General features: G+C 57.0%; 6 protein-coding genes. 4 read left to right on the top strand and 2 right to left on the bottom strand.

Features of this window, described 5'->3' with window-relative positions; genetic code table 11:
* The 3 genes from ACIQ67_RS20750 to ACIQ67_RS20740 form a co-directional block, all read left to right on the top strand.
* A partial coding sequence (locus tag ACIQ67_RS20750) for a hypothetical protein (RefSeq protein ID WP_397536268.1) occupies positions 1-308 on the top strand: 308 nt, incomplete at its 5' end.
* Positions 309-320: 12 nt separating this feature from the next.
* Entirely contained in the window at positions 321-1,061 is a 741-nt protein-coding gene (locus ACIQ67_RS20745; RefSeq protein ID WP_397536267.1) for a metallophosphoesterase, read from the top strand.
* Positions 1,058-1,306 carry a hypothetical protein gene (locus ACIQ67_RS20740; RefSeq protein WP_397536266.1) on the top strand — a complete coding sequence of 83 codons (249 nt, stop codon included), beginning with the start codon at positions 1,058-1,060 and terminating at the stop codon, positions 1,304-1,306. Before ACIQ67_RS20745 ends, ACIQ67_RS20740 begins: the two co-directional genes overlap by 4 nt.
* Here the strand turns inward: ACIQ67_RS20740 and ACIQ67_RS20735 are convergent.
* The gene (locus ACIQ67_RS20735; protein WP_397536265.1) at positions 1,284-2,390 is read right to left on the bottom strand and encodes a tyrosine-type recombinase/integrase; all 1,107 of its coding nucleotides are present in this window, start codon (positions 2,388-2,390) and stop codon (positions 1,284-1,286) included. The genes ACIQ67_RS20740 and ACIQ67_RS20735 overlap by 23 nt on opposite strands.
* 275 nt (positions 2,391-2,665) lie before the next feature.
* The gene (locus ACIQ67_RS20730; protein WP_397536264.1) at positions 2,666-3,073 is read right to left on the bottom strand and encodes a hypothetical protein; all 408 of its coding nucleotides are present in this window, start codon (positions 3,071-3,073) and stop codon (positions 2,666-2,668) included.
* 103 nt (positions 3,074-3,176) lie between these two features.
* Between ACIQ67_RS20730 and ACIQ67_RS20725 the strand changes: the two genes are divergently transcribed.
* Entirely contained in the window at positions 3,177-3,365 is a 189-nt protein-coding gene (locus tag ACIQ67_RS20725) for a hypothetical protein (protein WP_397536263.1), read from the top strand.
* The last annotated feature ends 150 nt before the right edge of the window (positions 3,366-3,515 follow it).

Raw genomic sequence — 3,515 nt, 5'->3', positions numbered from 1 at the left:
TGATTTCCGGCGTCCATCCGTACAAGCCCGGCAACCATGGCATCTCGAAGCCCGGTGGTGGCTATCCTGCGTTTCGCCCGAACACCAAAGGCGAAGCCCTGCCGGTCATGCGCGACGGCATGGACGGGATCAAGCAAGGTATCGCCATCAACATCCATCGCGGCGGCTACAAAGGCACAAGCTCGCTCGGCTGCCAGACGCTACCGCCCGCGCAATGGGATGCGTTCTACCTACTCACCCGCAGCGAGATGAAGAAGGCAGGGCAAAAATCCTTCAGCTACATCCTCTGTGATGGGCCTGTCGTTTGAAGAATCACCCTCATGGCCTTAAAAAAGTTCATTGTCTGTGGCGACAATCACGGCGACCTCGTCTCTGGCGAGGCGACGAAAAAGCTGATCAAGTTCCGCGACGAGTGGATGCCGAGGGGCGGTCATTTACTGCACGTTGGCGACCTCTTCGACATGGGCAGTCTTCGCAAGGGGGCGAGTGACGAGGAGCGCCAGCGGGGAGTATCGGAAGACTTCCAAGCAGGCATCAGGTTCCTCGATATTGGATTCAAGTTTTTAACACTCGGAAACCATGACGCACGCTTGTGGCAGGCAGCCGAAACATCATCAAACGGCATCCTGCGCGAGCATTGCGCCGATCTGGTGCAAGCGACAGAGCGGGAGTTTAAGAAGCGGAAAATTCAATGGGTGCCATACCACATCGGCAGGTACCTCACACTTCCAGAGGGCGGACCAAAGTTCCTTCACGGCTTTGTGGCTGGGCAATACCCGGCGACCGGCATGCACTCAACCTATGGCGACTGCATATTCGGCCATGTCCACAGCCCATCGACATTCAATGCCAAGCGCATCGACGGCGGCCAAGCCTTTAGCCTCGGCTGCATGGCTGACATCGAGGCCATGAGCTACGCCGAGCGGCACCCTGGGAGGCTCAAGTGGCGGAATGGTTTCGGATTCGGATTGATCTGCGAAAAAACAGGCCGCTGGAATTTCTGGAATGTCAGCAAAGACCCAGAGACCGGCGACTGGATCACACCTATGGGCATTTTATGAAAAAGACGAACATCAACAAAACGCTTTCCGCCCTCGACTTCGCGCTCTCGCAACTCGTGGATGAACCGCAACATGCCGACGAGTTTTCAGCAGAGGACGCTTATGTTGAGGCGCGGAAGAAAAACCCCAAGCTCACGCTTTCAGGCGTGAGGCAAAAACTCATGAGAATGGAGCAGAACGGCGCGCTCAAAAAGCGAACCATGCGTCACAACGGCACCACCATCAACCTTTACTCAAAGGCTTGAGCCCGAAATAAGCCAACCCATCGGCCTGCGTCACCGCCCGCCGGTAGTGCCGGAAGAGCGTCGAGCTGCCTGCCGTGTGACCCATCGCCGCCTTGGCCTTCGCCTCATCAGTCGCCGCGAGATAGTGGGAGGCAAACGAATGCCGTAGAATGTCCTGCTCGCCAGCAATGCCAGCCGCCTTCCTGATCCGTTGCCAAGCTCGCCGCCAACCCGCAGGCAGCACCGGCCCCTCGGTAGGATGACCATCGATCTCCGCCCGCAGCCTCGGCGTGATTTCAATATGCCGGTCCGATCCGGTCTTAGATGTCGCAGGCGCGATGTAGATTTCTTTCTCTCCCACGGCCTCCCAGTCGAGCCGCGCGATCTCTCCGCTCTCCGCGTCCGGTCGGATGCCCGCAAAGGCAAGGAAGGCCACCACACGGCGCTCCTCGACCGACTGGCAATGACCGAGCACCGCCTCGACCTCCGCCAGCGTGAGGATCTTGATTTCGGATGATTTGCGATGCCGCTCGCGGTAGTGAAGAACCGCCAGTACCCGCGTCGCCCTGGCATCGATCGTCGAGCGAGCCAATGGCCGATCCTGCACAAGAGCAGCCTCCACCACCGCGCGGTCGATCGTCCCGCAGGGGAGGGATAGGAACTTCTTCGGCAGCCACCGCAGGAGCCGATCCATGTCCTGCCGGTAGCGTTTCGACCAGCGACCTTCGCCATCGAGAACCGCGCGATCATACCGCTGCAAGAATGTTTCCTGCGCGCCCGAGGTCGCCATCTGCTTGGCGACGATCTTCGCCGCCTCGACCAGTCCAACGCCGGTACCTTCGAGGATGCTGATGGCCTCAGTCGCCTGCAAAGCGATCGCAAGAGGTAGCGCCGATCCTCGGATCCCCGAGGCGTATTGCGACCTGAGCTTGCCCGCGTATCGATTCGCATCGGACTCCGTGCGGAAGTATTTTTTGTGCCGCTTTCCATCGGCGGCCATGCTCTTCGGGATATTTACCCGCCATCCTTGAGGCGTCTTGAACGGTTTGATCTCAGCTACGCGCGGCATCTTGCTGCACCTTATGGCCCTTTCGAGCTTTCTCAAGTTTCTTATTTTTCCTTTTTTACCCTCTGAAACCCTAGTAAAATGGAGCCGCTGGTCGGATTTGAACCGACGACCTGCTCATTACGAAGAACAGGCGGACCCGCTATTCATCAAGGATTGCGGGCCTTGTCTTGAAAATGGACCCTTCAGGGACCATACGCGCAAAAAACCATTTTCGTGGCCTCAGGAAAATGGTCCTGCAATGATTACCGATGCGGTAAAAATGTAGACAATCGACACCCACTTAGCTACCTGCCGCGCTGGATACATCGCGATCACTTCAGCCTTCTCTTTGCTCCATACTCTGCAGGATCTTCGGCGACCATGGATGTCGGGAGGACATGCAGCGCACCGGATGATCCATTTAGCGATGCGACCGCCCATTCCTCGATGGTCGAGTACGGGCTCGATTTGAAAGCCTCCGACCAGAGCCGGTATTCCTCAATCGATGGCTCAAGCGAGATCGACTTCGTGAGTTCCGGCTTCTTTGCCTGCTCGGATTCCTCGCGCTCGATGGCATCGGTCAAAGCCTTTTGCAGCAGAGTGCTGCGGGATTTGGGTGCAGCCTTCTTTGCCAGCGCGGTGCGGATTGAATCGTAGCTCCGGCCAGAATTTTCAGCTAACCACTTTCGGTCTTTTCCAATGCCTTTGAGGCGCTTTTCGATGTCTTCAAATTGGATCATGGGGCCAGTTTAACCCCGTTTCAGCGTAAGCTACGATATTTTTTTCACAAAAAGCGAATTTTACGCTTGGCAATGGCGTAAATTACGCTAAAACGGCATTGACATGAACGCAGACACGCTTTCAAAACCGCTTGAAACAAGCACTCTTCCGCAAATCGCGCTCAAGGATCTTCCAGAGCAAACCAAGGACTACATCATCGCGTATTCGGCCACCGGGCTGACCGTCCAACAGTCCATCCGCGAAATCCTCACCGCTGCCGCAAAAGCGCAACTCGAAGGAGGTGCGGCGTGAAAACCAAGCCTCGTTTCCTAAGCGCCGCTGCCTTGGCCAAGGAGCTCGGTGTCTCTGCACCGACTGTCCGCAATCTCGAATCCAAGGGAGTCATCAGCCCCGAGTTCCGCATCGACAGCCTTGTTCGCTACGACCTCGCGAAGGTGCTCA

Origin of the sequence: Roseateles sp. (assembly GCF_044373315.1) — a bacterium.
Lineage (GTDB): Bacteria > Pseudomonadota > Gammaproteobacteria > Burkholderiales > Burkholderiaceae_C > JACDQM01.
This window is presented reverse-complemented; position numbering and strand designations above follow the sequence as displayed.